The sequence below is a fragment of the Neptuniibacter sp. genome, assembly GCF_024231755.1.
GTDB lineage: Bacteria > Pseudomonadota > Gammaproteobacteria > Pseudomonadales > Balneatricaceae > Neptuniibacter.
On record NZ_JAAEQH010000062.1, the window covers coordinates 14,029 to 39,670 of the forward strand.

General features: G+C 43.0%; 28 protein-coding genes, 1 tRNA gene and 1 pseudogene. 12 read left to right on the top strand and 18 right to left on the bottom strand.

All coding sequences use genetic code 11. From position 1 onward, the window contains the following. Positions 1–38 precede the first annotated feature (38 nt). Positions 39–125: transfer RNA gene (locus tag GY843_RS02805), tRNA-Leu, on the top strand. 479 nt (positions 126–604) lie between these two features. After that, positions 605–1,675: a GGDEF domain-containing protein gene (locus tag GY843_RS02810; RefSeq protein WP_297306289.1), complete on the top strand. Its 1,071-nt coding sequence runs from the start codon at positions 605–607 to the stop codon at positions 1,673–1,675. Between the two features lie 171 nt (positions 1,676–1,846). Here the strand turns inward: GY843_RS02810 and GY843_RS02815 are convergent. Further along, positions 1,847–1,966 (bottom strand): annotated as a pseudogene (locus GY843_RS02815) (transposase); the annotation flags it as partial. A 143-nt stretch (positions 1,967–2,109) separates the two neighbouring features. On the opposite strand from GY843_RS02815, the gene GY843_RS02820 reads away from it, so the two are divergent. The 7 genes from GY843_RS02820 to GY843_RS02850 all read left to right on the top strand — a co-directional run bounded on the left by GY843_RS02820 (position 2,110) and on the right by GY843_RS02850 (position 6,299). Further along, a complete protein-coding gene (locus tag GY843_RS02820) occupies positions 2,110–3,291 on the top strand; it encodes a site-specific integrase (protein ID WP_297306291.1) in 1,182 nt (393 codons plus the stop codon). Between the two features lie 70 nt (positions 3,292–3,361). Next, positions 3,362–3,721, top strand: coding sequence for a hypothetical protein (locus tag GY843_RS02825; RefSeq protein WP_297306293.1), 360 nt, complete (start codon positions 3,362–3,364; stop codon positions 3,719–3,721). Then, positions 3,714–4,022, top strand: coding sequence for a DUF1232 domain-containing protein (locus GY843_RS02830; RefSeq protein ID WP_297306295.1), 309 nt, complete (start codon positions 3,714–3,716; stop codon positions 4,020–4,022). Before GY843_RS02825 ends, GY843_RS02830 begins: the two co-directional genes overlap by 8 nt. Positions 4,023–4,033: 11 nt before the next feature. Further along, positions 4,034–4,507: a hypothetical protein gene (locus GY843_RS02835; protein WP_297306297.1), complete on the top strand. Its 474-nt coding sequence runs from the start codon at positions 4,034–4,036 to the stop codon at positions 4,505–4,507. A gap of 68 nt (positions 4,508–4,575) precedes the next feature. Beyond that, the gene (locus GY843_RS02840) at positions 4,576–5,019 is read left to right on the top strand and encodes a DUF2787 family protein (RefSeq protein ID WP_297306299.1); all 444 of its coding nucleotides are present in this window, start codon (positions 4,576–4,578) and stop codon (positions 5,017–5,019) included. A gap of 489 nt (positions 5,020–5,508) precedes the next feature. Next, positions 5,509–6,102 (top strand): hypothetical protein, encoded by a 594-nt coding sequence (locus GY843_RS02845; protein ID WP_297306301.1) that lies wholly within the window; start codon positions 5,509–5,511, stop codon positions 6,100–6,102. After that, the gene (locus GY843_RS02850) at positions 6,102–6,299 is read left to right on the top strand and encodes a hypothetical protein (protein ID WP_297306303.1); all 198 of its coding nucleotides are present in this window, start codon (positions 6,102–6,104) and stop codon (positions 6,297–6,299) included. The genes GY843_RS02845 and GY843_RS02850 overlap by 1 nt, the downstream gene beginning before the upstream one ends. A 56-nt stretch (positions 6,300–6,355) precedes the next feature. Here the strand turns inward: GY843_RS02850 and GY843_RS02855 are convergent, their stop codons facing one another. The 10 genes from GY843_RS02855 to ectA form a co-directional block, all read right to left on the bottom strand. Further along, positions 6,356–8,326, bottom strand: coding sequence for a DEAD/DEAH box helicase family protein (locus tag GY843_RS02855; RefSeq protein WP_297306305.1), 1,971 nt, complete (start codon positions 8,324–8,326; stop codon positions 6,356–6,358). Between the two features lie 173 nt (positions 8,327–8,499). After that, positions 8,500–8,895 carry a DUF2391 family protein gene (locus GY843_RS02860; RefSeq protein ID WP_297306307.1) on the bottom strand — a complete coding sequence of 132 codons (396 nt, stop codon included), beginning with the start codon at positions 8,893–8,895 and terminating at the stop codon, positions 8,500–8,502. A gap of 15 nt (positions 8,896–8,910) precedes the next feature. Then, positions 8,911–9,372, bottom strand: coding sequence for a hypothetical protein (locus GY843_RS02865; protein ID WP_297306309.1), 462 nt, complete (start codon positions 9,370–9,372; stop codon positions 8,911–8,913). A gap of 138 nt (positions 9,373–9,510) precedes the next feature. Next, complete coding sequence (locus tag GY843_RS02870) at positions 9,511–10,383, bottom strand: hypothetical protein (RefSeq protein ID WP_297306311.1); 873 nt, start codon at positions 10,381–10,383, stop codon at positions 9,511–9,513. A gap of 110 nt (positions 10,384–10,493) precedes the next feature. Beyond that, positions 10,494–11,495 (bottom strand): methyl-accepting chemotaxis protein, encoded by a 1,002-nt coding sequence (locus GY843_RS02875; protein ID WP_297306313.1) that lies wholly within the window; start codon positions 11,493–11,495, stop codon positions 10,494–10,496. Positions 11,496–11,497: 2 nt separating this feature from the next. Continuing rightward, positions 11,498–12,931: an aspartate kinase gene (locus GY843_RS02880; protein WP_297306315.1), complete on the bottom strand. Its 1,434-nt coding sequence runs from the start codon at positions 12,929–12,931 to the stop codon at positions 11,498–11,500. 36 nt (positions 12,932–12,967) lie between these two features. Next, entirely contained in the window at positions 12,968–13,861 is an 894-nt protein-coding gene (gene thpD, locus GY843_RS02885; RefSeq protein ID WP_297306317.1) for an ectoine hydroxylase, read from the bottom strand. Between the two features lie 10 nt (positions 13,862–13,871). Then, the gene (locus tag GY843_RS02890; protein ID WP_297306319.1) at positions 13,872–14,264 is read right to left on the bottom strand and encodes an ectoine synthase; all 393 of its coding nucleotides are present in this window, start codon (positions 14,262–14,264) and stop codon (positions 13,872–13,874) included. A 12-nt stretch (positions 14,265–14,276) separates the two neighbouring features. Then, on the bottom strand, positions 14,277–15,587 hold the full coding sequence (ectB, locus tag GY843_RS02895; protein WP_297306322.1) for a diaminobutyrate--2-oxoglutarate transaminase: 1,311 nt from the start codon (positions 15,585–15,587) through the stop codon (positions 14,277–14,279). A gap of 51 nt (positions 15,588–15,638) precedes the next feature. Next, positions 15,639–16,148, bottom strand: coding sequence for a diaminobutyrate acetyltransferase (gene ectA, locus GY843_RS02900; protein WP_297306324.1), 510 nt, complete (start codon positions 16,146–16,148; stop codon positions 15,639–15,641). A 229-nt stretch (positions 16,149–16,377) separates the two neighbouring features. Here ectA and GY843_RS02905 point away from each other — a divergent pair, with 229 nt between their 5' ends. Both GY843_RS02905 and GY843_RS02910 read left to right on the top strand, forming a co-directional pair. Beyond that, positions 16,378–16,869, top strand: a complete 492-nt coding sequence (locus tag GY843_RS02905; protein WP_297306326.1) for a MarR family winged helix-turn-helix transcriptional regulator — start codon at positions 16,378–16,380, stop codon at positions 16,867–16,869. A 492-nt stretch (positions 16,870–17,361) separates the two neighbouring features. Beyond that, positions 17,362–17,571, top strand: coding sequence for a cold-shock protein (locus GY843_RS02910; protein WP_297306328.1), 210 nt, complete (start codon positions 17,362–17,364; stop codon positions 17,569–17,571). Between the two features lie 529 nt (positions 17,572–18,100). Here GY843_RS02910 and GY843_RS02915 read toward each other — a convergent pair. The 7 genes from GY843_RS02915 to GY843_RS02945 form a co-directional block, all read right to left on the bottom strand. Continuing rightward, entirely contained in the window at positions 18,101–18,574 is a 474-nt protein-coding gene (locus GY843_RS02915) for a tetratricopeptide repeat protein (RefSeq protein ID WP_297306330.1), read from the bottom strand. Between the two features lie 345 nt (positions 18,575–18,919). Further along, positions 18,920–19,714: a hypothetical protein gene (locus tag GY843_RS02920; protein WP_297306332.1), complete on the bottom strand. Its 795-nt coding sequence runs from the start codon at positions 19,712–19,714 to the stop codon at positions 18,920–18,922. Beyond that, entirely contained in the window at positions 19,711–21,042 is a 1,332-nt protein-coding gene (locus GY843_RS02925; protein ID WP_297306334.1) for a DNA polymerase, read from the bottom strand. Before GY843_RS02925 ends, GY843_RS02920 begins: the two co-directional genes overlap by 4 nt. Further along, positions 21,026–21,538 (bottom strand): hypothetical protein, encoded by a 513-nt coding sequence (locus GY843_RS02930; RefSeq protein WP_297306336.1) that lies wholly within the window; start codon positions 21,536–21,538, stop codon positions 21,026–21,028. The genes GY843_RS02925 and GY843_RS02930 overlap by 17 nt, the downstream gene beginning before the upstream one ends. A 69-nt stretch (positions 21,539–21,607) precedes the next feature. Further along, entirely contained in the window at positions 21,608–21,862 is a 255-nt protein-coding gene (locus tag GY843_RS02935) for a hypothetical protein (protein ID WP_297306338.1), read from the bottom strand. 71 nt (positions 21,863–21,933) lie between these two features. Next, entirely contained in the window at positions 21,934–22,173 is a 240-nt protein-coding gene (locus GY843_RS02940; protein ID WP_297306340.1) for a helix-turn-helix domain-containing protein, read from the bottom strand. An 86-nt stretch (positions 22,174–22,259) separates the two neighbouring features. After that, positions 22,260–23,423 carry a site-specific integrase gene (locus GY843_RS02945; RefSeq protein ID WP_297306342.1) on the bottom strand — a complete coding sequence of 388 codons (1,164 nt, stop codon included), beginning with the start codon at positions 23,421–23,423 and terminating at the stop codon, positions 22,260–22,262. Between the two features lie 185 nt (positions 23,424–23,608). On the opposite strand from GY843_RS02945, the gene GY843_RS02950 reads away from it, so the two are divergent. After that, positions 23,609–25,225 carry a hypothetical protein gene (locus GY843_RS02950; RefSeq protein ID WP_297306344.1) on the top strand — a complete coding sequence of 539 codons (1,617 nt, stop codon included), beginning with the start codon at positions 23,609–23,611 and terminating at the stop codon, positions 25,223–25,225. Positions 25,226–25,642 lie beyond the last annotated feature (417 nt).

A 25,642-nucleotide genomic window follows, 5' to 3' on the forward strand; every position in this document is an offset into this window, starting at 1 on the left:
GAAAGCTCACAGGTTTCTATAATACGCGTCTCTTAAGTGCCAGCGTGATGAAATTGGTAGACATGAGGGATTCAAAATCCCTTGTCCTCGCGGACGTGCCGGTTCGAGTCCGGCCGCTGGTACCATCCTCCTCAACCCTTTGAGGAATAAGAGAAAACCCTTGTAATACAAGGGCTCTGATAGAGAAGCGGAATCGAAAGATGGCCGCTTTTTTTGTGCCTAAATCACGCCCCCGGTCCATAACCTAAAAATTTCCTGTGCGGATTCTGTGCGCAGAGACATCCAACACACTCCATTGCTCTATACCAAGATTCACAACCTCGGTGTGAATCAAGTCCTGTTTTACGGTCAAAACGCAGGGTAATTACGCCCGAAGCTCAGGCGTTCAAGGGCAGCTAACGACACAGAGCTGCCGTTAACTAATAGGTAAAAATTCAAATCACTAGAGCCTGCTGTGTGCCAATTGCAGGCATTCAAGTAGAACAGAATACTGCTTATAAAAACGGTGGCAATTCAAACTATTATGGAGCAACCTACATGACAGAGAGCTGGTTCGATGTAAAAATAGCCTTATATTCCTCATGAGCTAGGAGAAGGAAAAAGTATGCACCGTGCGCATCAAACATTACTCGAGCAAATGAAGATTAGTGATGCTGAAATTCACAACAGACTGGAATTATCAGCGTTGACACCAATCCATTTTGAACACCTAAAAAATGCGTTGCCGATCATAGAAGAACAGCTTGAAACATTAGTTGATCAATTTTACGTTTCTCAACTAACCATTGACGATATTTCAGTATTAATCAGTGATGCTGACACATTGAACAGACTTAAAGCCGCTCAACATAACTACATCTTAGATTTATTCTCAGGCAAATATGATGGGGAGTATGTAAATAACCGCTTACGTATAGGTATGGTGCACAAACGAATTGGAGTTGAGCCAAAGTTATATCTCAGTGCCATCAGCTCATTAAAGAGAATTCTATTCGATGCATTGGCACAAGGCATTAACGATTCGAATACTTTGTCCGACACAAAGGACGCACTAGATAAACTACTCTATTTTGATACTACTCTGGTATTTGATACATATATTGACAGTCTGCTTTCTGAATTAGCGTTAGCTAACAAAAAAACTGAAAAATATGCTAATAGCCTTGAAGAAAAAGTTGCCGAAAGGACAATACAGTTAGAAGAACTAGCGCAGCAAGACCCTCTGACTGGCTTGAAAAATCAGCGATTTTTACGCCAGATTGCCAATCAGCAAATAGCATCAGTGAAACGCCGGGAAACCTTCTTATCTTTGATTTATATCGATGTGGATAACTTCAAACAGATCAACGATAAAATGGGTCATTTACATGGTGATGAGGTTTTAAAAGGTGTCAGTGTTTCAATAAACCAATGTATTCGGGAAGCCGATACTGCCTGTCGATATGGTGGTGACGAGTTCTGCATTCTACTACCCGATACAAACATTGATGCAGCGAGGATAGTTGGGCAGAGAATGATCGATTGTTTTTCCAATTGTTATCCAGAATATCATCTGAGTATGGGCATCGCAGAAACCGGAGCAGATCAATACATAGAGCTCGACCAACTTATTTCTGATGCTGATAAGAAAATGTACAATGCAAAGGGTATTGAAGGATCATTTATTGAAGTCTAATAAGCACAAGCGCGGAGAACACTTCTCAGAAGAGTAAAGTAAAACCCAGCGGTTACAATTCATACACCGTTACATAGCTTTCTTTTTGTCACTTGCAGGCCATCTTCACCGGAGATAGGTCTACAAATACAATACCATCCTACAGCACTGTGACCATAGTGTGAGAAACCGCATCAGTTTGACATTACAGTGCGCCGTTTTTTTCAATCGCCGGGATGACTGAATGCGCTTCAGATAACCATAGATGTAGAGTTATAGGAGTGTGGCAGGGTGATACTCCGGACGCCCGGTTGAATTGCTATGAGTTTCATCGATACCTCTCAGCCATGAACAGGAATGTCAGCTTTTGGCACATTTCTGCCGTCCCTGCATACCGTATTAAAGCTCTGAATGACTATATATGAAATCCCCGGATATCCAATTCCGGAGGTTTCATGAATACGAAATTCAAGTTCACTGATGCCCGCATCCGGGCTTTACCAACTAACCCATCAAACGCTAAAAGCACAGAGTTGGAGTTCTCCGATACGGAGATCACAGGACTAAAGTGCCTCTCTAGCAAGAAAGCTGGGAGCAAACGCTTTCTTTTGAGATACGTTTTTCAGTCGAGAAAGCGCAGCATCTCTTTAGGTCGATTCCCTGACATCAATGTGGCAACAGCACGTAAAGCCGCACAACGCTATAGAGCAATGCTTGCTGAGGGTATAGACCCTAAAGCAGAGAATGAAGAGATCAGTAACCACCCTACTGTCTCAGAGTTCTTCTGGAATACCTACCTGCCCTACCAGAAGAAGCACACACGCTCATGGAAGCATGAGATCACACGCTTCAGCCTTCATGCCGAACCCAAATTCGGCCATATGCTCTTTAAAGATCTGAAAGCATCTCACGTCCTACAACTTCAACTGGATCTGAACTCTGCCAATTCCCACAGGAAGGCTTTAGCTCCGGCCACATGTAATCGTGTGATAGCTGTATTGAAGTGCATGGGGCAACTGGCACTTCGCATGGATGTTATCGATAGCAATGAAGCCATGAAGGTGAAGCAACTCAGGGAGAACAATATCCGGATGCGCTTTCTGGATGCTAAAGAGTTGAAAGCAGTGATAACTGAGGCTCGCTGTTACCCCAATAAGCAGATTGGTGGAATTATTGCCCTACTTGCTGTCACTGGTTGCAGAAGTGGGGAGCTGAGATTAGCTAAGCATGAGCATCTGGATAAGGACAAACAGATCCTCTACTTACCGATGACTAAGAATGGCCAAAGCCGTGAAGTTTATCTCTCAGATCTTGCTATGGAGATTATTAACGAGACACCGCTGGTACCTGGCAACCCTTACCTGTTTGCTGGTCGAGTAACTGGTAATCCAATCTCCAGCTTCCGCATCGCCTTCTTAAAAGTGTTAAAAAATGCAGGCATTAAAGACTATGAAGGTCTAGTACCTCACCATCTCAGACACTCTGTAGCTTCATGCTTGGTCTCATCTGGTAAATCTCTGATCGATGTTCAATACCAACTGGGGCATCTCTGTATTCAATCGTCTGCCAGATACAGTAAGCAAACTGTCGAGAGGCAGAGAAATGTGAGCGATGCCTTCAGCGAGCTCGTGCGTTAACCATCAACCATTCATAACTAAAGGCCTTACTTGTTTCGGGTAAGGCCTTTTTTATTGCCCGGAGAAAACCATGCAAATCACAACGACTTGGCCTGATAAGGGCACGTTCAATTTAACTGAGGATATCTACTCTGAAACTATCAGGCACCTCATAGAGGGCTTTGATTCAGAAGATTTAGCTAAGCAGTACTGGTTAAAGATACCCACGGTCTTTATTCATCTAACAGCTGATGACAATCACAACACATTCAGAACCGCGACTGATGAAGTTCAGACGCAATTACAGTTTGCCTTGGACTATCCAGAGTTCGTGATACCGATCGGTGAAGATTATCAACTGGCATTAGCGGTGTTCTCTGATGAAGGCTCCGGTATCTACCTGTTGATACATAACGACTGTCCTCTCTGTCAGGAGTTAGCTGATGTTTGATCTATCAATAGACGAACTGCTCAGCAAACTTAAACAGATTAAAGGGGCAAAAGAGCTCCTTTATAAAGCCACATTGCTCTATGTCCTCATCACGGATGCTGACGTACCCGCTAAGACAAAAGCCATCATCGTAGCCGCTCTGGTCTATCTGGTTAATCCATTAGATGCAGTACCTGATATAGCACTCGTGGTTGGCCTATTAGATGACTTGGCAGTTATCACTGCTGCGCTAAAAGCTATCTCTGACCAAGTCCAGTCACACCATGAGTCACAAGCAAATTCACTAATAAATGAAATCTGAAGGAGATTATTATGTCCCCGCAAAAATCTATGCCATCTGCTGACAGCACTACAAAGCTTGAGCAGAAAGGAGAGACAAACAACCCCGATGAGAATTACAAAATACTGATTGAGCGAGGTGTTGCTGACAAGTTAAGCCCTAAATCGACCGGAAAGATCTACTTCCAGTTTGCCCGCCAGACTGAAGAGAAAAGGAACTATTTACAAATTTCAGATACCGATGGCGGTGGCTTACATTCACGAGAGATGATCCCCCTCGAGAAGATCATTACCATCTTGTCTGGGCAAGCTGGCCATCCATTTAAATCTTCAGTGCTGAAGGAATGCATGGTAGGTAAGTCATCCAATAACAGCTCCTTTCTTGCTGCCATTTTGCGAGCATCCGACATCCGGCTAATTAAGCCTTCGGAGAACAGTACATTTCTCCATGTCTTGGTTGATGATTTTGATAAACGTTCAACTGCGCTGCTGAAACGAAGTTCCTAGTTATTCCCCACACATACAACACACTCCAGCAACACCACCTTACACACTAAATCTAACAGGTTACTTGTATGAAACTGCCAATTTTAACGGACGGCTTAGTGCTGCCTGTTTCCCATCAACTGATCGAACTGTTGAACGATGAACTGGATAAGGCACATCCGAGCCTAGATCCGGTAAGTGATATAACTTCGGTTGTATTCAACTTCAGAGATCCTAACTATTCACCAGAGCTTGGAGGGTATCATCCTGTGGAGATTGGCCTGTCTCGCCATAAGGCAGGGTTTGAATTCGACTATCTAACCGATTTCTCTTACGTTGGTACAGGTTGGGCGACTGAACTGGCTAAAGAGATCGACTTTGATATCCACTCTGATCTTTGCGAGGTCCGATACGGGAAGTCAGTTGCTCTGGTTAAAGCTAAGGATCTATTTAGCCTATTCCAGGAGAACTTTATTGCCTATTACCAGATGGGTGTTTTTAGTGTCCAGATCACGCTAGAAACACCTTCCTAAACCCAATTTATGGACCGGAGCGAGCGCAAGCTCGCTCCCCTACTTCTTTTTTCTCTTGCGCCGCGCCAAGCGGCGCAACAAGATATGAAGGGCTTCTTCTCTCCTCAATTTATCCTTGAAGTGAATTTCTAATCCCTTGTCTTCGGCAGTTTATGACTCAGTCTCAGTCAGTCTAGCTAAGTAGCCTTTTTATTCATTATTTTTAAGGGAAACCGACTACCTGAAACTTATCAATTCCCCATGAACTGCATAGCGAGTCTGCCTTCTCTACAGCAGAGTTATAACTGATAACGGATGAACAGTAGCTCTTGAATAAAGCATGCCTGAATTGAACGTCCAGGTGCTCTTGAGCCTTTGGCTGGGTGTGAATGCCCACTAGTACCTCAGTGAACTACAGGGGTGCAAGTTTAGTACTAAACTTGGTCCCCACTAGCCCAACATATTAATAGCGGCAATTTCGCCATTCTATTAACTTGTCGGGTTATCAATATGAAGTATCTCGTAACCTCCATTAAAGGCGGGGTGGGTAAGAGCTCTATAGGTCTGAACCTTGCTATGCGCACTGGAAGTCAGTACATCACTAATGACATCACACCACCTGCGATAGAAGATGTCATACAAATTCCCATCAACAAGAAAAAGATTCCCGCTGATCTGGCTCAGCTGGAAAATGCGGTATTTGATCTTGGGGCTTTATCTACTCTTCTTGATCCCAAGATCGCGCATGCAGCTAGTTTCTGCGATGTGATTATCATCCCTACGCGTACCGATGCTCGTTCTGTTGCAGCGACATTAAAAACGTATGAGTTACTCCAGGATGCAGGTAAACCCATCGTAATCATCATCAATCATTTCACGGATGAGAGGAAGCGTGATACTGCACGTGATCGATTGTGGTCTGCTCTGGGGCGTATTCCTATCTTCTCGATGAAGAACACTACCCTATTTGATCGGGTTAGCGCTGATGGTATCGATTGGTACTTGAATGTCCTGAATATATGGGCACTGCATACACTCCATAAAACTATACATAAACACAATGATATTTATGACCGAATCACTGCCATCGGAGGACGCGGTTAATGAAGCTAAAGACTCTATCTGAGCTCGAACATTCCTTAGGCGGTAGGCCAAGAACAGCCAAGACAAAAGTTCGTATGAGCTTCTACCTGACTCAGGAGGAAGCAGAGTTGCTGAGGATTGCATCGGAGAATGAAGCTAGGCCTGTCAGCCAGCAAGTAAGATTGCTTATCCGCAAATTTATCGAACAGCAGCAATGATCCACACGGCTAAAATGTACTTAACCCGGAATCCGGGTTAAGTACATGGCTATCCATTAAGCGGCTGGCTTGATCCGACGAAGCCTTTTTACTTGTTTCTTCTTTTTAGTATCTATCCCTGATTCCACGATTCGGTATCTATAGCCATACGGGCCGATGCCATTGAATACGATCCTATCTTTGTTATTTGATCGTACCGGGCGTGTTGCTGTGTACTCACGGAAGATAAAGCGTACATAGCGATCCGTAACGTCGAAGTGATTGTTGCGCTTTACCGTAACGCCAGGAAGACTTGAGCTGGCTATAAGATCCTTGAAATTCGGATACTGCTTACTGACCTGACGCAACGAACTCAGTACACACTCTCTGGCTTCTGCCAATGTCATGACCGTACCGATAGGAAGTTGCTTTAACTGGAGTAATAACGGTTCGATGTATAGGTTACTTCGTGCAGAATTGTGGAACTGCCAGATCTTCACTGCTCGATCTTGCTCAATAGCATCAAATGCTTCCCACAGATCGGGCATCACTTCGGTATGCAGTTGCCACCAGTTCTGGAGGATTCCCAACTCCAATGATTCAGGAGAGAAACGCTTAGAGCAAGTTGCCAATACCTCGTTGGAATTCAGGGCTGATACGCCTGCATTCTTTTGCTTCGAGATTTCCTGACTGACAGCAGATTTACAATTATTCAATGCACCATACCAATCATCAGTAATAGCATCATATGCCGCATCGAAGGCAGCAGCATCTTTACAATTCCTTCCACAATCTACTTCTTTTACCTCCCACTCCATATGATGGAATATGCGCTTCATTGCGTTCTGCAACGTAGTGAGCGAGTGATAACAGTGATTGATATCTGCTTGGTACAGCTTAGCCATGGCACCTGCATCGTTCGCTGCAATCTTGCCATAGTTGAGGCGCAATGGTTCGAAGCCGAATAGTGCTTTCAATGTTTCATTAGCCTTACGTACCGCCTGTAGTGCATCACACTCCATCAAGATCACCTCTGCTAACTGTTCTGCAGCACTAACGACGCAGGCATTAGATTTCATCGCCTGATTAAGGTCTTTTGCTTTACCCGTCAGGAGATATTTAGCTAAGCAGAGTCGCACCTTCGGATTACAGTTCCTGAACCTGCCAACAAATTGCTTTAACTCTTCAGGGTGAATCTGGTTATTGAAGACAATCAGTTCGTTAATCACTTCATCCTGAATATTGATAGCTTCATCCAGAAGACTGGTAGTGAGTACCACATCATAACCGTCCAAGCTTTCAGTTTTTAGCATCGTAGATACAGCTTCTGTAGCCTGTAAATCGCGATTAACCGCTAGACAGTTCAGGCCTTTGCTCTCGAGTACTTGCTGATAGGCGATAATGTCTTTTTTGCTATTAATGCGAACAACTGTAGGCCCCTGTTCACTGCTATCGATATTGGAGATGACATGTTCTTCCATTGAATAGAGATCTGAGTAAAGCTCAAGTTCGATATGTCTATCTATCGCAGTGTTCCTGCTAACCTCTAGCCATGAATCTATGCGATAAGGGACTAGTTCAGGGGTAAATGTTGCGCTCATGGTCAGTACGTTATTAAACCCTTCTTCCATGATGGCATCGACTATCTGGGAGACGGCTTCTGTCCGATAGCTCGCGGCCTGATAGAGTTTATGAACCTCATCCACCACCAGCATGTAGTGGTGACTATGGATTTTCGATTGGATAGCCCGTAATTGGTCATATGTGCAGACAATATTGGATGGGTAATCACTTAACTCAGTGTTACCCCCGTAGATAAACTCGATGTCTTTTCGGTCACTGTATTTGTGTTCCAGCTGTTTAATCTGCGCCAGTTGGGGCACAACGAACAGGGTATTGCCCTGCTGGGAAAGATAATCAATCACCCATGTGGACTTACCCATGCCTGTATCTGCGCACAGATGGGTAAGATAACTATCAGGGTTGACTTGAAGGTTGAGATCACTGATGTACTGACTGTCGGTCAGCTTATAGTGGATAGGGTTCATGCTTAGCACCTGAAATGTCCTATAGAATCATTACAATCCCAGCCAGAGCCGGTTTGGCTCTGCTGAGCAGTTATAACGATTTGTTGTCTATTTCAGGCGCTAACTTCAGTCAAAGTCGGATATGTAAATATTTTCAAGCTGACTATGAGCTTCATGGCCCTTCTATTAGTAAGTCACTCCTTATCAAAACTATCCACAATGATAGCCCCCATTGATGCGGGCATAGTTATGACCACAAGTCTGCTAATTGCTGTGGAAGGGTCAGACAGCAGGGGAAATTTGTTGATTGAGAACAAAACAAGAATAACCACTAATGCGGTGATTACATAAGCTATTACGATACGTATAACAAACACTGGAACTCTGTATTTTATATCACCTTGGAAAATACTCTCATAAGCAAACAAGCAGAGAAAAGCGACTGATAGAGAGAAAAGTAATATGAGGTTTTCTATAGGAAGCGTCTCACCCAGTTTCCATGCTTCCTCTGAAAAAGAGATTGGAACAGCAAGAGCAAAAGCTCCAATCGCGACTTGACTTGCATCTTCAGTATTGAAGCTAATATTCATAACGAAAAGCTTTACTTATTTCTCAATATTGTCCTTTATGGTTTCCAAGCGCTCTTTCAATACTTCACTGTTAGGTATTTGTTTTAGCTTTACTTTTGATGCTTCAGGTTCGATACGATCGATTCTGTCTAACTCAGAAGTGAGGGAGGTTATCTTTTTTCTGATAGCTTTATAAAGATCTTTATCCAGTTGCCCTAATTCTTTTAAAGCACTTACTGATTGATCCAATACTCCGGGAAGCGCTTCTAATATGGTTATTTCGATAGGTCTTTCTTTCAACGCTTCCTGCAACTTTGACCTATCCTCTAACCACTGCTCAAGCTCAAATATTTCCTCAGATGATAAGGCTGACGCGACATGGGGGGCTACTCGATCAACATCAATGTGAAATGTTGCTACTGTTATAAGGTTTACGTGCTTTCCTTCCGGAATACGCCTAATACATTTCACTGTATCACCTTCAGTAATGAACTCCATATATCCCCTGAAATCGTTTAGCGATTAAAAAATATGCATAAAACAAGCTTAGCATATCAACTTGTTTCAGGACTGCTCAGTGCTCATTAGCACTTTGCAATACCCTTTTGACAAAGCTTTCATCTCCTAAGTTTGAACTCATCCATGACTATTAACACTCCCAAGTAGCTCCATAATTTTCTTATTGGGTAAGAACCGTTCCTCTTCAGCTGACTGAGCACGGTAATCCTCAGATATAGTTATGGCTTTGAGCAGATAATCATAAGCAATTTCAAAGGCTTGCAAATCAGAAAAAGCACAAGCAAGCTGGAAGTAAGCATGACCACTATCCGGTTCAATTTCTAATGCTTTATTACACAAAGCAATTGCTAATTGTGGCTGCCCTATTTCAATAGCAGCGTCCGCTTTATATGTCATGGCTTCTGCGCTTTCAGGCCTCAACTCAAGAATATGATCATAAATTTTAATTTTTTGTTCCCACGCAGATTCTTGGCCAGCTCTTAACCATAATGCCTGGATCTCGTTTGTGGTCTCAATTTCTGCTTGGTTTGCTTTAATAACAGCAGACTTAGAAACGAGGCTCTTCTCTAACTGGTCAAGACGAGCTTCATAGTCGACAATCAGCTTAGAAATCTTTGCTTCAGCATGCCCCTCAATATTTGAGCGGATATCGCGTAAAGAATTCCAGCCGACTAATAACAGCACTGAACTGGTCGCGGCGATCAAGTAGAAGAAATAAGTAACAGTGTCAGTAGCATAAGTAGCGGAAACTTCTGCTAATTTTAACTGGCGATCAGTCAGTTCTTTGTAAAATTCAATCTTAAGGTTTTGTTGATCCGTACGAAGCTGCTTCAGTTCATCAATTATATAACGCTCAATGAAAGGGCTATAAAGGGGCTCCTCCAGTGTTCCGACTGTGGCGTCAAGACCTTCAGTGTTTTCATCAGCTGATACACTGGCACAAAGCAATATCACAATTGCGTAAGAAAGATATTTTAGTTGTTTCAGCATTATGATCTTTTCACACATTAATCAGGTAATATCTAAGCGGTTGATCTAGAGAGTTTATTTTAAGCGTTCATCCTAAAGCTCGTACCACACACGTCATAATTAAGGGTGGCCTAACAGGGATCATGCAATTCATTGGATAGCTTACGAATGATGGTCTTGGCTTCGAATTCAAGTGAATTAAGCGCCTCATGATTAAGCCGATCAAGTTCATGCTGAGCCTCATTAAAACCTATTAGCAAAACTCTAATATCATCAACGCGATGCTTTGTTTGCTCATATAGCGCTTGCTTACTTTGAAATTCGGTTTCAGTTTCACGCAAATTTGTAATCTGCTCCCTCGCGTTCACCACTTCTGATATGCATTTATCAGGATCTAAACCTGTAAGGTTCTGTACTAGTACCTGCAAATTATCAATTGAGGCTTTAGCGCCCACAATTTCGGTTTTTATACGCTCACTGAGTGATGCACTACTCTGTGATAATCCGCGTACCTCTTGAGCAACTATAGAAAAGCCTTTTCCAGCTGCACCAGCACGTGCCGCCTCAATATTTGCATTTAGAGCAAGCAGGTTTGTTTTATTGGCAATGCTCTCAATACCATCAAGAAGCTCAAATACACCTTCAATACGTTCAACCATTTGCTCTATAACAACGGATGCTTCTTCTAAAAACTCAGAAACAAAGTTCAAAGATCGCTCTGTTTCAGTTAATTTTTGGTCCTCACTTGGAGTAGTCATCAAACCGTCTGTGTCTGCATATTCAATAGCTGTCAATTTCTCCAAGATCACACTGAGGTCTGCAGACCTAGAAAATGGCCGATCGTTTAGCGCTCTGAGGTTACTCTTTAATATATTCATTTCTTCAGAGAGCTCGGCTAATGCTTTGTGCAGTGATTCAATTTCAGGTCTGCTATCATTCTTTTCCTGATTATCGGTAGGTGCACCTCTATTTATTGTGACTAATAGAGAGATAGCAATTGCAATATTCACACTGATCATCCCCAGTGCTAGCCAGAACACATTGCGATTTTCACCCAGAATCAATACCACGAGTATTTCAAGCAATAATATCGCCAATAAACCCAAAGCCATTTTCATAACAGAATTCGTCATGACTAAGCCACTTCGGTTCTAATGACAGACCCGTGGTTTTCACTTTCTACCAAAGTTTGATGTAATGACTTAATAGCTAGATCATAGTCACTTTCAGCAACAACGCATTGCATCTCCACCTGACGCATAGTTTGGTGTAAGGCCAACACATTGATATCTGCTGCGGTGAGTGATGAGACCGTTTTCGATAAAATCCCTTTTACATTCAGGTCAGACCCTATCGCCGATACAAGTGCGACTTTGTCTAATTTAACTTCTGCGGTTTCAAATTTTTCTTCGATCAAGCGCACCAGACGGTTGATCATTTTGCGATTTCCAGAAAGGTAGAAAGTGATGCTGTTTGCATCTGCTTCTTTGTTAATCAACTGTATTTTTAGCTCTTTGACTAGGCGGCTAATAGCAATATCGTACTCAGGCGAACCAAGCATTTCCTGATCAAACACTTCTAATGCCTGTACATCCTTGCGACCTGCAATGATTTCGGCACAAGGTCTTGGGTTGCAATAAGCATTATCAATGATCGTTCCGTGATGCTCTGGTTCGAATGTATTTTTTACCCTGAGCTTAATATTGGCTTTTCGAATGCCTTGAGCCGCTTTAGGGTGAATAGCTTCCATGCCTAAGTTTGACAGCTGATCGGCTACATCAAAGTTCGTCATACCAATCGCGACAGCATTCTCCTCGCCAACAATTCGAGGATCAGCACTACTGAGGTGGAACTCTTTGTGTATAACTGCTTCCCGGGCTTTAGTGATTGAAGCAATTTTTGAGAATGTCATCTCACTATAACCACGGTCGAATGTTTGCATGAGCTTTTCTGCACAGTTGGTGTAACCTGTAACGACCAACAGCTCTTCAGCACAAGTGTTGTCAGCAAAGGCTTGCTCGATAAGTTCGTTGATCGGCAAAACAACCTCTTGCTTCCAGCCAGTAAGATCTACAAAACGGGCACTTATCCCTTCTGATTTAAGCAACAAAACAGAGTTAAACGCACTATGAGCCTCACCAATCGACGCCAGCATTTCGCGCACTGTTGATAGGTGTTGTTTCAACTGAAAATGCCCAAAAGAACACAAGTTCTGCAAACTCGTCATACACTCTTCTACATCTGCAATGCGTACATCAATGAATGTATTCGCTGCTTCCAGAAGCTGACCTGTGAACATGTCTTCATTTATGTTGCGAAGGTATTGGTGCACCTGTTTCAATCGCTCAAGCCAAGCATCCTTTTCCTCAGCTTCGATAAAGCTGCTATAGACACCGGCATCGCCTGTTTTTTTATGCTCGAGAAGCATATCGGTGACACCTGCATATGCAGAGACAACAAAAATTCTATTGTATGGGCTGCCCTTTTTCTTTTGCCGCCAGATATTGTTTAAAACTTCTCTGTAGCGGCTCATGGATGTACCGCCAATTTTTTCTACTGTATGAGTCATATTTATGATGCTCGGGGGATTAACTCCCCCCTGCATTTAGATAGTTTTGATAGTTTCGCGAGAACAAATAAATTCTGGGCGCGGGGATTTACCGCAGAACGGATCAAATACCATATTGTCAATATGGTTGTAGACGAAGAAAAGATTGCTACGCGGATCTGGAGTGATATTGCTGTTGGAGCCATGCATTACATTACAATCAAAAAACAGCACTGAACCGGCCTTAGCCTCAGCGCAATCGATTCCATACTTTTCACTGAGGTACTTCAAACTCTCATCACTAGGGACACCGTATTCCTGCTTTTTCAAAGAGGATAGGTAGTGATTATCCGGTGTTTCGCCGACACAGGTAACATACTCTTTATGTGACCCGGGCATGAGCATCAACGCACCATTTTTTGCATCATTATCTGTAAGCAAGATCGAACAACTAACAGCACGCATCCGCGGCATCCCATCTTCTACATGCCAAGTTTCAAAATCAGAGTGCCAATAAAACTCTCTTCCTCGGTATCCAGGTTTAAAGTTGAGGCGTGACTGATGAATATAAACATCTCCACCCAGAATAAAGCGCGCGATGTCAGCAATTCGAGAGTCTTTTGCAACTTTTGAAAAGACAGGGTGATCTTTGTGAACCTGAAATACAGAACGTAATTCGCCGTTATCTGGCTCTGTTATAGCTTCAGGGGAATCTAGTAACGATATGTCATACTGCATTCGTTCCAGTTCAGCCCTGAACGTTTCGACTTCAGATGCCGAAAACTCATTAGGCAGTAACAAATATCCTTTTTCCTGGAAGCTCTTAATGTCAGCCTCATCCAGTAGTTCAGAACCGTCAATATCAGACGGATGGATTACTGGATCAAGACGAGGTAAAACTTCAGCAGAATCTTTTATTCTCGAAGGGTAAACATCTTCGGGCTTTAACATTTAAGGCTCCTTAACTCTCTTCTATTGGATAAACGCCATTTTCGTCATGTACTTCTTTGCCGTTAAGGGCAGGGTTAAATACACAGGCAAGCTTTAGCTCTGTATGTGCACGCAAGAGGTGTTCATCGTTTTTATCCAGAATGTAAATAGAGCCCGGTTTTATCGGGTGAATTGCAGCATCATCTAATGTTTCAACTTCACCTTCTCCGCTGATGCAATAGACCGACTCAAGATGGTTTTGATACCAAATATGGCTTTCAGTACCTGCATAAATAGTCGTGATATGGAAAGAGAAGCCCATATTGTCGTCTTTGAGTAGCAGCCGAGTACTCTCCCAATTTCCATCCGGGGATACAACACGGCGCTCTGATTTTTCAGCTTCTTGTAAAGTACGTAGGATCATCTGTTTATGGCCTTATGCTGACTGGTGATATACCGCGTCGAAGTAATCGTTATCTTCCGGAATGCTATTTGCTGCGTCACAAACATCTTTAATTGCCTGCTCAACAATATCGATTCCTTTTGCTAGGTTCTCTTGCTTGATTACAAGGGGGCAGAGGAACTTAACAACCTGATCGTCTGCACCACTGGTTTCAATAATCAAACCACTCTGGAAGCACTGCTTGGTAATCTTAGATGCCAGTTCACCGCTAACACAGTTAATGCCCTGGAACATTCCGCGTCCACGGGTAGTGAAGTTACCTTCGCCGTATTTTGCTACTATTTTTTCCAGACGTTCTGATACGTACTGACCTTTCTGTTTGATCTCTTTTGAGAACTGATCATCCGACCAATAATGGTCAATCGCAGCTTTTGCTGTAACAAACGCAAAATTGTTGCCGCGGAAAGTGCCGTTATGTTCGCCCGGTTTCCATTGATCAAGCTCTGGCTTAAATAAAACAACAGCGAATGGCAAGCCGAAGCCACCTAGCGATTTGGAGAGGGTAACAATATCCGGTGTTATGCCAGCTTCTTCAAAGCTAAAGTAAGTACCAGTACGTCCACAGCCCGCCTGTATATCATCTATAATCAGAAGAATTTTATGCTTACGGCAGATAGCTTCCAGGTTTTTTAGCCATTCAAAGCTAGCAGCGTTAATTCCTCCCTCACCCTGAACAGTTTCAACAATAACTGCCGCTGGAAGATCTACGCCGCTACTGGTGTCTGAAAGCACTTTTTCCAGATACTCTGTAGTATCAATTTCATCACCCAAGTAACCATCATAAGGTACTCGTGTTACACCACTCAGGCTTACCCCTGCCGCACCACGATGGTGGGAGTTACCGGTAGCAGCCAAGGAACCAAGACTTACCCCATGAAACCCATTGGTAAACGCGATTATGTTCTCTCGGCCAGTCACATTTCGTGCAAGCTTCATTGCGGCTTCAACAGCATTTGTGCCTGTAGGCCCTGTAAACTGCATTACATAATCCAGTTCACGTGGTTTCAGGATCTTTTCATTAAAAGATTCCATGAACTCACCTTTTGCCTTGGTATGCATGTCGAGGCCATGAGTGATGCCATCTTCTTCAATGTACTTAAGCAACGCTGGTTTAAAGAGGTCATTATTGTGACCGTAGTTTAGTGTCCCTGCACCCGCCAAAAAATCTAAGTACTCATTGCCTTCTTCATCGTATAGGAACTCACCTTTTGCCCGGTTAAACACACGGGGAAAGGAACGCGCATAAGACTGAACTTCTGATTCAATCTCTTCAAAAATTTTCATTATTAGCCTCCAAAAGGCTCATTGGGTTTTCAAAATTGATATAGGTAAAAACTAAACTGCATGGATAGGAGCAAACTGCTTGGCTGGGCCTGCCCTATATAGGACTTCATTTTCATGATCATCCGCAAAGTGAGTACCCCTTTCGAAAAGAGTACGGGTCTCAAGCGCCATATGATGTGTAGTGAAGAAGTTTTTAAACAACTTATGAGAAGCTGTATTGCTTGGGGAAATAGTGGTTTCCATGTATCGCAGGTCACTATCTCGGCTAAACAGCCTAGACAGCATTTCAGATGCCACACCCAGCCCTCGATATTCTGAATCCAAGGCTACCTGCCAAATAAACAAGGTTCTTGGGCGCTTTGGTGGGATATAACCAGATATAAATCCGACAATTTCCCCCTTCTTGTTCTGCGCAACAATCGATGTTTCCGCAAAATCCAAGCATTGGAGCAGATTGCAATAAACAGAATTGGTATCAAGTGGAGGGCAGCGTTCGATTAAAGCGTGCACCTGAGCGCCATCCGTATGCTCAGGCTTTCTATAAGATATTTCGATAGACATTCTAATATTTAGTAAGACTATTATTTAGCAAGGCTATATATTATAAAACACCAATCCGGCTCAAATTCAACCCGAACCCATTAAAATCAACTAAAATCATGCTGAGCAGGCACTAAATAAGTGCAACAACTCCATTAAAATACTTAGTAACACTATTCTTTTTTAAAATTATGACAACAGATACAAGCTCAGATAAAATCCAACCTTAATTAAAACTAGGTTAGATAAGATGGATAAAAGCCAAGACGCCCTTGTTCTTCTACGTCAGATAATCAGATCTACAGATATGCAGGAAAAAGAGATTAGTCGACTTACCGGGCTAACTCTCCCGCAATTAATGACTATGCAAGCGCTAAGACAAGCTGCACCAGTTACTACCGGTGAGTTAGCTAAAGAAGTCTCCCTAACGCAGGCTACCGTTACCAGCATTCTTGATCGACTGGAGAAGAAAGGTTTAATCACACGAGAGCGCGGCGTTGATGACAAACGAAAAGTTTGGATTTCACTTAGTCCAAATGGTCTTGAGTTAATGAAAGGTGCTCCAACGACTCAACAGGATATGTTCACTCGCCGTTTTGACGATATGCAAGATTGGGAACAATCCATGATTATATCGGCTCTGGAGAGAGTTTCCTTTATGCTGGATGCCCAGCACCTTGATGCAGCACCAATGCTGGATATCGGCCAAATTGACCGCCCTTCAGCTGAAGTTGATAACTAATTATTTGTAACACGAAGCAAAGCCCCCCCAATATATCGCTATTAATTAGTTTCAATAGTGATTATGTAGAGCTTATAGCTACCAATGTCCTCATTAGGCTTTCTTCAGGGCAGGGACGTTCAAACCAACCGCCAATATTTCGCATATGTGTCTAACTAGCACTTTGTCAAAACAGTAAATAGAGGCTTAATTCATGCTCTCTGAAGAACCAAGCTCTAGGAGTGTAACCTCCAACCTACGGAAACCGATAAACATCAACATCGACGACACCGAGGCCTGAAATTCAGTAGAAGTTACGAGATAATCATTGACCTACCTTAGACAGCTGTGTATTGTTTGATCAGCTTGATGCTTTATCACCTATTTATGCACGCCATTTCGAAGTCTTTCCCAATTCCTCGTCCTGTTTTCATAAGTACAACGTAAAAATTCCTGCATTTTTCTGCCTACATTCAGGCGGTTCATTTATTTCCGAAAATAGGATTAAAAATTATGTCCAATACAATTACTGGCACAGTGAAATGGTTTAACGACGAAAAAGGCTTTGGCTTTATTGAACAACAGTCAGGCCCTGACGTTTTTGCTCATTTCAGCGCCATTGCTGGTGATGGTTTCAAAAGCCTTCAAGAAGGTCAGCAGGTTGAATTTTCTCTGACGCAAGGCCAGAAAGGCCCTCAGGCTGAGAATATCCAGGCTATATAAATCTAAATAGCTTTACGCATTATATAGAGTATGGCTCACAGGCCGTACTCTTACGTAAAACGCCTTCTGTTATCTTCTCTTCCCTCTGTCTGTATAAATCCAATTCTGTACAGCAATCTTAAGTTACTGAAGCTGCCGGCGAATTTATCTTTATCAGAGCCAGGCAAGTGGCTTTCAACCGAATGGCCAATGACGGCTCTATCGAAGTTAAAGGAATCACTCATTATGCTAGAACATATTAACGATGCCTTGTGTGTATCTCGTTTTTCGAGGCAAGGACATGACTTATGGGCATGCTACAAACCTTCCCCTGGCTGCACCAACCATAAACGGCAAACCTGGAAGCGTATAACTTTATTGCTTTCTACCACTGAAATGCAGGACTATCTTCGCCAAAATTTTCAAGAAGAGATCGTTACTAAAAATTTCATCCAGATAACGACTAACTAAAGAGTACTCGGAAAATCCGTATTGAAGCTGGGTTAGTCCAGTGTTTATTTACATACACTACTAAGAAACATCTAAGGCCTTACTTGGGGGAACTTAACTTATCGACAGCAGGCTGATAGCTTTGCTTTGCTGACTTTTCTAACCAATACTCAGCCTGAACTCTATCCTGTTTTTGACCTATTCCCGTTTCATACATTACCGAGATTGCATATTGAGCTTCAGCATTACCTTCTTCTGCCGCGCGTTTAAATAACTCAGCAGCTCTGCCAATATCTTGATCTACCCCTAGACCTGCTTCATACAACCAAGCGAGCCGTGTCAGAGCCTCTATATTTGGAGGTTCCTGCTCGGATAGGAAAATCAGTTTTTGCAGAGCATATTCCAATTCACCTTTCGCTATTAGCTGCCGAATTTCCAAAATCGGATCGTTAGTTTGGTCTGTGCCTGATTGAATAGCCTGCATAAGCTCAGCCGCATCAGTTTCAAGCGCTGCAATAGTGAGCCAGTGAACAGCCACATCCGCTTTAATCAGATCTGGATGATTCATATGCATTAAACCCACCTGATAAGCTCCTGCACGACTTCATTCTTCTGCGGCGCTCAAGTAAAAATATTTTGCTTGTTGTAAGTTTTGCTCTGTAGCTTAAGCCCTACAATTAAGGAATTTTTCTTATAACCTTTTCTGGTTCTTTGCAGATGTTTTTGCCACGCAAGCGCCTTCTATGACCGATGGTTTCCATTAGATAGACACGTAGATTAACCCAGAACTGGGTTGGTATTAACAATCGATAGAGAATTATTGAGATTAATCGTGTTTCACCTATCTCTTCACACCCTCATGTCTGCTAGAAACAAATATGCCCCGCAAATGCGAGGCATATTATGTAATTAAACAACGTTAAATGAGGAAATCAGATTCACACAAAGTAGGGTATCGCTCTTTCAAAGCACTCAACCCTCTTCTCACTTTCTCAGTATTAGGCACAGTGTTTTTAATTGGAAAAGCATCCTTTTTTGCAGCGGCGTTCAAGTCTCCCCTCTTTGCAGGAATCCCATGCTCATTTAACCACTGCACCATATCCTTATATGTCATATCTTTTTCAATCCCCCACATATTCTTTACCCATGCTCGAAGGAACATACGTTTCAAAATCACAGTAGAATCTTCTCCTTCGTTCAAGCGCATGTTCAACTTACGCAGGGCAAGCTTAGTCAGGTAGAAGTCTTCAAAATCATAGAAATCTTCTAGCGTTTTCAGACAGCGTGTTTCACGCCACTGATCAAACATACCTCGCGCTATCCGTGCATCTTCAACTGTTCGCCAAGGAACTGTATCAAACGTCAGATGTGCCCCTACAGGTGAATCAACCATCCTAGGGTTAACTGGCCTTCGCTTGAAATCATACTCTAAGTTGAGCTTCCTCTCCTTACGATGCATCACCATATCGGATTCGGTGAACCACTGCTCTCGAATTGATATCAAATGACTGTTATCAATTTTCTGACCAGCTTCCCGGTTCATATACAGATCAACCATATACGCATTTTTATCATCCACATCATCAGGAGGTCTGACGCCCCCTTTAGCAAGTACGGGCTCAAACTCAGGGTTTGGATGTTTTTGGACAGTAAACTGGGCCCTAGTCTTGGCACAGATCAGTTGCTTCGTCGCATGTTTAAGTTCCAACATCATTTTCCCTCCTCGTCAAGCAAGTCCAATAAGCTTTGAAAGCGTTTGTACATAGTCCCAGAAGTGTCTATGCGGGACGGCTCTGTACTCGTCAGAAAGCCGTCAACCGTTGCACTATAAATCACTTCGCCTTCAGGTATTTTCCACAATAGTTCCGACAAAACTGCGCGAACAAAGCCTGTTACATATGCCGCAAAGTAAGGGTTTGTTAACGGACTGGGACCTATCTTCTTCGATCCCATTTCACGTGTATCAAAGGCAGACTTGCCCCTGAGCGATTGTCCACACTTTCCATAGATTGAGTTCAACATCAACTTGTATAGCTCATTTTCTATGGATTTCGGGGGATGCTCTTTACGCTTGGCCCTTACCTTCCTGACAAATGGCTCAAAGACCCTATTATCATTCGCCCACGGAACCACCACACCGGTTCTAATATTAATTTTTGCTCCCATTTCTAGAGCTAACTCCAACTCAGGGGCGGTAAAGTAACTTGTACCTTGCAGCGGAAAGAACAACCCGCGTGTCCCATCTGGGACCTGAATACAGGGATATTGAGTCCCTTCAGGAAACTCAAAGTCGGCATAAACAAAACCCATCACCTCACCGCAGAAATCCTTTAGATCTTTAGTTAGGTAAGCTCCTGCATAATCAGGCTCTCTTAGGATCAATAAAGTAGTAGAATACGCCCCAGATAAATCCACGTCATACTGTGCAACTCCCTCTCCATCTTCACTAAGCCCACAAACAAAAGCTTCACTTCTTCCACCCCGAAAACAACGTGCAACAAAGTCATAGAACACAAGTGCTTCAGGTGTAATGCTTTTTATAGTTCGTGAACAAAACTTCTGCTTTTCAATATGCCAGTAATATTCCTTTTCAATGCTTTGTCCGAACACTTTCCTGAAGTGCTCAGGATCTCCAAATTGTTTAACGAAGTAACGCACCGCAGCACTACCAATCGTCGTAGGAATCCCATCCAATTCAAACTCTTCACTAAATACGTTGATAACGTGTTTACCAAAGCGCAGAGTGGCTTGTGAGTCCCTAAGTCCATAAGCCTCAGCCTCAGCTGGTTCTTCAGAAAAGAATTTCTTCATTCTGCTAATATGTTGGCCTTCCGGAAGCGACAGCTTTTTCAATCCGATTAAATGTCCAACATGATCTAACGACTTACCTCCAGGCACCAAGGGCATGGTATCTATCAGCTTCACCTTGCAAAGCCGGGGCTTTCGATTTTGATCCCTCAAAACCAAAACCTTTTTATCTACTGCCCCCTTCTCAGATTTCTGCTTTTGCTTACGCTTCTTTGCCTTAGTCTTGGTACTCACCTTCTTCATCCCTCGCTTTGAGCCCCAAAGAACCAATCGTGCCAGCATTGGAATTAGTGCTCTGCTTAACAGTCCAGAAGTCTTTGAAATTCACAATATCGGCTCTCATAAAGTGGCAAAACACCACAATATCTTTGGGCCATACGGGAATCTGCCCTTCCTTCTTTGCCTGATGAACTACATGTCCCAGGAATTTCTCCAGAGATAACCTATCTGCTTTCGTAGGCCCATCTGGGTAAACGATGTACCCCTTTTCAAAACCACCAGCATCAATAACAGCGGTGTAACAGATTACTTCGTTCTGGCCGGTTTCAGGATCGTATTCCCACTCGCTATCAATACCAACAAAGAGTGTCTCTCCCTCACCAGGTAACACCGCTAATGGGTCCCCTTCAGCTTCGTTAAGCTCAGAAGCTAAAAGTCTCTCTATATCAACAGGATCAGCATCATCAGTAATTACCTGCTCAGGCAGATCAAATGCTTTTACATGCGCCATAAATATGTACCTATACAGTTAAAAAAATAGCCCCATCATGAGGGACTATTTCTGTTCACTCTCATTCGATTACTTTGCTTCACTGTCCGCAGCGTCAACAAAACTCCAGTCTGGCTGATAAAACTTACCCTTCTCCGCTTCGAACATGATCTTGTTGATTTCATCGCGCACCAACTCATTAACTTCATCGTTGGTGTTTTTGATGTAAGTGATCATGTTGCCGTTTTCACCCTTAACCATGACACCTTTTGAACGAAACAAAGTCACCATAGCGATCAGTTCGTTCTTACATGTATCATCATTGGGAAACACAACTGCTTTCATACGACCATCCTCCTCTTCATTGGATGCAGGTGCTCAATCTCACTAACAGAATCAGCACCCGCTGGTTTCTGTTACCTGACAGGCATAACGCCTGTCAGAACCGGATTTTCCTGTTCGGAATGAACATCCACTGTCTGAAGCTCTTCGAAAGCTTCAACGTCCTGTAGGTCAAACCGAATACGCCCACCCAGTTTCTTGAACCGGGGTAGCAACCTACGATTGCGACTTGCGTTGGTTGAAATTGTCGAAGCCTTAATGCCCCAACGCTCAGCTAAGTCAGCTGGTGAGAGATAAACCTTTTTGTTGTCCATGTGAGATACCCCTGTGTTTCTCGTTAAATACAGGGGTATCTTGCGTTTTATGGGATCGAAAGGATTTCAGAAAGGAGTGACTGTCTTTAGGAGGCAACTTTTGAGTCAAGCATGGTTAAACCCACTCGCTCAGATACATCGGTCTGATATTGGTCGTTATAGTGAGCATAACGATCAGCAGTGTGCTGAATACTAGAGTGGTTCATCATTTTACTGGTCGTCTCCATATCAGACTGAGACAAACAATAATGGCTCCATGTTCTACGAAGATCATGGATAATCAGGGGCTCTCCTGTACCTTTAAACTGGCGTACAGATATACCAGCACGTTTACAGATACGCTGGAAAGTAACGTACGGATGCCCTATATGCCGACCATCGTTAACCTCAGACGGAAACAGAAACTCATTCCAGGTTTCAGACAGTCGACGGCGAATGATCTCCTTAGCCGGGGTATTCAGGTATACACGATGATCTCGCTTCGATTTTGTCTTCCTGAGCAGAATACTTGATAGATCTGGTGCGACCTGGCTAATAGTCAATGAATAACTCTCCATCGCCCGCAAACCCAGAAACAAGCACAGCAATATCGCATCAGTTCGAACAGAATCTTCATCAGCAAAACAACTCTCTACAAACAGTGGCAACTCTGTAGGCGTAAGAATTCGGTACCTTTTATTATCTTCATCAAGGTTAGGTATCTTTGCTGCGATATTTTTAACCAGAATTTCGTGCTCTACCGCGAGAGATAACAGCTTCGAAATTCCTGACTTCATTCGATTAACAGTCGAGTTGGCACAATCCTCCGCCATCAGATACAGCAGACGCTCAACATGTATACGCTTTAATTCACGAAGCTGAATTTGCCCAATATATGGCAATGCCCATTTATTGAACTTTGACTCCTCTGAACCCGTGTTCTTCTTATGCTTACGCAAATAGGGAAGATAATATTGGTAGTAAAATTCCTCGACAGTCATTTTGCTCTCAGAGCAAAATCCACCTGTCTCAACATCATTGCAAAACTGGATAGCTAACTGACGAGCCTTATCAATTGGAAAAGGATAATCTGCGATACGGCTGTAGTGTCGTTGATTTTGATAGCACTTCCTAACTATCAAAACGATCTTAGTCTGAAGAATTAACGCCCTGAGATTAGGCACCTGAGTGTCCCGGATCTCACGCTGACCTGTAAGTGGTTTCTCGACATTATCTAAGAATGCTTTGGTTAGCTTATGCTGATTACTCATATCAAATCCCTCAATTGTTCAGATATGGGATACAGATATAAGGAAATCCAAAATTCTCCTCAGTATGATAGGAATCACTGTCGCAGGAAGGGAAATAACATCAAGTGCCTGAATCACCTAATACAGACCGCATATTACAGGTCCACACACAGAGCTTATGGATAGCCCGCTTACTGGGTCTGCCAGTGATATCAGAGAAGGGAATCCTACCCAATCCTCATGATTTAACAGCCCAACTGCATATGTTCGAGGAGCAATATAAGGGAAAAAACGAAACCCCGCTGACAAACTCACTGGCGGCTTACCTATACCGTGAGTCCCCTAACTTTGGTGATAAGTACAGTAAGTTGTTCTATGGAGAGGAACTAGCTTCATCAGATCCGTTTGCTGCACTAAACAAGAAAGATTGTGAACCAAACAGAGTCAAAGTAAGCACCTACACACTGTCAGATACCTGTAAAGAGGAATCTAATTACATCTACAACCATGATGCTATTCAGAAAATATGCCATGAAATAGCACCTGATTATCAAGAACTCCCAAGCGACAAAGTCCCATTATCTTTAATCCTCCCGGTGAACCTTCCTCAACAAATGATCGAAGATCAATGCCTCAAATGGGAAATTTTCACGTTAAATAAACAGTCACTCGACAATAGAACTGAGGCAGCCCCTCTCTGGCCTATACGTATTGCATATGCACTTCAAATAGCTGGCCTATCCTGGCTCTCCCCTGATAAAAACACTACTGCGGGGCGCATAATTCAAGCATTAGAACTACGTGAGCACTTTCAAAGCTGGCAAAACGATTACGGGGTGAGCAGCATTGGTGTAAATGTAGACAACGATCTACGTAAGATCGTGGCGGAAACGTTGAAAAAAACACATAGATCGTTGTCACCAGAGGCAAAGTTCTACCCTAAATGTTACCTCAACCATCACAGCCCACTCAGATCTATAAATATATTACAAAACCAACAAGGCAAAACTCACAACACTTCAAACGACCTGAAATCCATTCGAGAATCTCTAGTTAGAATTCTCAGGATGTACAGCGGAATCATCGTCAATATCGAACTACCGATAAGTAACTATCCAGGCTCTCCACACGATCTACCAACCCTAGTTTGCCCTCAAGAAATCTTCGACTTAATCCAAGCAAAGCGCCCTTTATCAGACACGAAGTTGAAAGATCCAGTAAGTAGGAAACGTCGTGATGACTTCACGAATGCAACTGATCAAAATAGGATTTTTCAGGATAAAGAAGCATTTTCAGACCCACACCCAGATCAAGTTGACTGGTTAGAGTACTTTTATCAACAAGCCACTAAGTTACGTAGATATCTATTTAAAACATACAAAAAACCTAATAAACAGTTACCAGATCTCCTAAATCCAAATTCTCCGTACTTAAGCACCATAATGGGGAAGTTCTTCCTAGAAGATTCATACATAACAATCCCTACTGCGGATGGTGGGAAGGATTCATATCAATATTTAGCAGTCATGAAAGGGATAAACCATCACAGCGGTGAACCCAGGGTCCATTATTGGTTAGAAATTAAAGGCTACATCATAGATTTTGCTATCAAAACCTATGATGAAAACGCCCCCGCTACGCTTGCTACCGCAAACTCACGCTGGCATGAACAGTTCAAATCAGTAAGGAAACATAGAAACTTCGAGTCATTGGGCCTATCGGATGAAGAGTTAGAGTACACGGACAAAATAACCAAGAGAGCGAAGAAGTCCTTATTCCCCCCCGAGAAGAAAAAGGCAAAGACAACTAATATGAGTGAGTAGTATATATGTGTTACCCATATACGCTTATCACACCATAAGAATAAACCTACAGAATCAAACAGTTACCTACATAACAACTGTCACAAGAGGCCCCTCCTGTGACGAAGTTAGCCTGTTAGAGGATTAAACAACATACAGGCAATGGAAGAACAGTTTTTTTCCTGATCATCTATCGGCTAAGGGAAGATAGGTAATAAATTGCCTGTGCGGATCCTGGTCTCAAACAACGACAAGCATCTCTATGAAGATCCTAAAAAACCATTCCCATGAGTTATTTTCTCCCACCTTACATCCTAGTAAATCCCTTTAGATACAAAAGGTTACGATTGATTCAAAATCCCTTGCCTTCACGGGCGTGCCGGTTCGAGTCCGGCCGCTGGTACCATCCTCCTCAACCCTTTGAGGAACCAGAGAAAA